The sequence below is a fragment of the Streptomyces gelaticus genome, assembly GCF_014649535.1.
Lineage (GTDB): Bacteria > Actinomycetota > Actinomycetes > Streptomycetales > Streptomycetaceae > Streptomyces > Streptomyces gelaticus.
Genome location: NZ_BMTF01000005.1, coordinates 1 through 2553, shown reverse-complemented (window position 1 = coordinate 2553; position 2553 = coordinate 1). Strand labels below are relative to the sequence as shown.

Genomic DNA, 2553 nt, shown 5'->3' with positions numbered 1-2553 from the left:
ACCCCCGATGATCACGCGGTGGCCGTACGCGTTCCCAGCCGGGTCTCCCAGCATCGCGAAACCAGACTGGAGTACTAAGACGTCGTTTCTTATGGCGTGATCGTTCGTTGAACCGTGCATGACGGACTTGGTTGAGCGGTTGGTGCCGGATGAGTTGTGGGTGCTGTTCCGGCGGGTGGTGCCGCCCACGGAAGTGAGGCGCCCGCAGGGCGGTGGCCGACGCCGCGCCGGTGACCGCGAGACCCTGGCCGCAATCATCTTCGTGGCCACCTCGGGTTGTACGTGGCGGCAGTTGCCGCCGGTCTTCGGTCCGGCCTGGCAGACGGTCTACCGGAGGTTCGCCCGGTGGAGCCGGGAGCGGGTCTGGGCCCGGCTCCACCGCGTGGTCCTGGACGAGCTCGGCACCCGGGGCGAGCTGGACTGGTCGCGGTGCGCGATCGACTCCGTCAGCGTCCGTGCAGCAAAAGGGGGATGCTGGCCGGACCGAATCCGACCGATCGTGGCAAGTTGGGATCGAAGATCCACCTGATCACCGACCGGAACGGATTGCCGCTGTCGCTCGGGATCTCCGGCGCCAACATGCATGACAGTCAGGGACTTGAACCGCTCGTGCGCGGTATCCCGCCCATCCGATCTCGACGCGGACCCCGCCGCAGGCGACCCGCGAAGCTGCACGCGGACAAGGGCTACGACTACGACCACCTGCGTCGATGGCTCCGCGGACGAGGCATCCGCCACCGCATCGCCCGCAAGGGCATCGAGTCCTCAACCCGACTCGGCCGCCACCGCTGGGTCGTCGAACGGACCGTGTCCTGGCTCGCCGGCAGCCGACGCCTGCACCGCCGATACGAACGCAAACCCGAGCACTTCCTCGCCTTCGTCGGCATAGCCGCAGCCCTCATCTGCTACCGCCGCCTTGCTCGGTGAAGTGATCCTGAGGCGGCAACGCCAGCTCATTGCCAGGTGCTGTTGCGTCTCAGCAGGCCGGTGACTCGGCTCAGCCATCCCCTGCGGGGCTGATCGTCCTGTCAATCAAGAAGCGAGCCGTCTCTAGCGGGTCCCGCGGGGGCTTGCCTGTCTGGTGACGTTGCCAGTAGCGGGCCACTCTCCGGTCCAGATCGACCAGGTCACTTCTGCCGGTCCTGGTCAAAACGACCGAGCCTTTCCAGCCCTCTGGAGCAGTCAGTGCCAACACGCCACCGCCCGGTGAGTACGCGGCCGTGTACTCACCCTCCGACACGTCAATCGCCTCAAGGTAGTTCGTGGCATGCACGAAGGACGCGAAGACACTCAGGTCCTCGTCTTGGTCAAAAATGAGCGCGGCGTCGGGAGGGATGTCCATACCGATCACTGTGACAGCAGCTCTCCTCGTACTGCACCAAAATAAACGACGTCTAAAGAGCCGCGCTCTCAAGAGCGCGGCACCCGCGAACCCGAATCAGTTCGCATGCGGAGCGGCCATGCCCTGGCGTGCCAAGAAGTGAGAGCGGTGAGACACCCTCAAACCATGCAGAGAAGACCTGGCGCAGCGTGACCTTCATCGGCGCGTACCCGTTCACGATCTCCCGCGCCCGGTCCACCACGGACGGCCACCGCACCCGCTCACGCGCCATACCGGTACTTGTACCCTTCCGCGCGGCCGCCGGGCCCGGGACACGGAGGGATCTCTCCCCTCGGCTGTCGCGTGGGAAGAGGTGTCGTCGTCCGGGATGGGCTTGCCCGCCGGGGCTGACCTGCGGGAACGGACGGTGTCCGGCTTGGTGGGTGCACACCTTCGGTCCCACCTTCGGTCCCACCTTCGGTCCCCCGCTGGAAGCAACCGTCCAGCCAACGGTTCAGCCACCGCTTGGTGCAACCTTCTCCGATGCGAGCGCGGCCTCCAGCCGATCCAGGCGTTCGTAGAGGGCGCGGACTAGTGTCCTGAGTCGGTAATTCGTCGGCAGTATGAGGCCAGTGATTCGAGGATCTGGTCGGCGGTCTTCGTCCAGATGAACGGCTTGGGGTCTTCGTTCCACGAGTCGATCCAGGCACGGATGTCTTTCTCCAGCGCCTGGACCGACTTGTGGACGCCTCGCCGTATCCGCTTGTTCGTCAGCTCCGCGAACCACCTTTCAACCAGGTTCAGCCAGGACGAACTGGTGGGTGTGAAGTGCATGTGAAACCTGGGATGGGCCAGCAGCCACTTCTTGACCGCCGCGGTCTTGTGGGTTGCGTAGTTGTCGCAGATCAAGTGGACCTGAAGTCCGGCAGGGATCTCCTTGTCGAGTTTGTTCAAGAACTTCCTGAACTCCTCGGCCCGGTGACGGCGGTGGAGGGACCCGATCACCTTGCCGGTGGCCGCGTCGAAGGCGGCGAACAAGGTCGTGGTGCCGACGCGGACGTAGTCGTGACTGGCCCGCTCGGGCACCCCGGGCATCATCGGCAGCACCGGCTGGGACCGGTCCAGTGCCTGGATCTGCGACTTCTCGTCCACACACAGCACGAGCGCCCGCTCCGGCGGATCGAGATACAGGCCCACCACGTCGTGGATCTTGTCGACGAAGAACGGGTCCG

The 2553-nt window shown here is 65.2% G+C and carries 3 protein-coding genes; 1 reads left to right on the top strand and 2 read right to left on the bottom strand.

Annotation, left to right across the window (positions count from 1 at the left end; all coding sequences use genetic code 11):
• The first annotated feature begins 118 nt into the window (after positions 1–118).
• Positions 119–927, top strand: a protein-coding gene (locus IE107_RS08890; protein ID WP_189542948.1) for an IS5 family transposase whose coding sequence is annotated in 2 segments (ribosomal slippage) — positions 119–473 and positions 473–927 — 810 coding nt in all. Because the reading frame shifts where the segments join, the coding sequence is not laid out codon by codon here.
• A 70-nt stretch (positions 928–997) separates the two neighbouring features.
• Here IE107_RS08890 and IE107_RS08885 read toward each other — a convergent pair.
• Both IE107_RS08885 and IE107_RS08880 read right to left on the bottom strand, forming a co-directional pair.
• A complete protein-coding gene (locus tag IE107_RS08885) occupies positions 998–1342 on the bottom strand; it encodes a hypothetical protein (RefSeq protein WP_189542946.1) in 345 nt (114 codons plus the stop codon).
• Positions 1343–1912: 570 nt separating this feature from the next.
• Positions 1913–2553, bottom strand: a 641-nt coding sequence (locus IE107_RS08880) for an IS630 family transposase (protein ID WP_189542944.1), incomplete at its 5' end; no start/stop codon positions are given.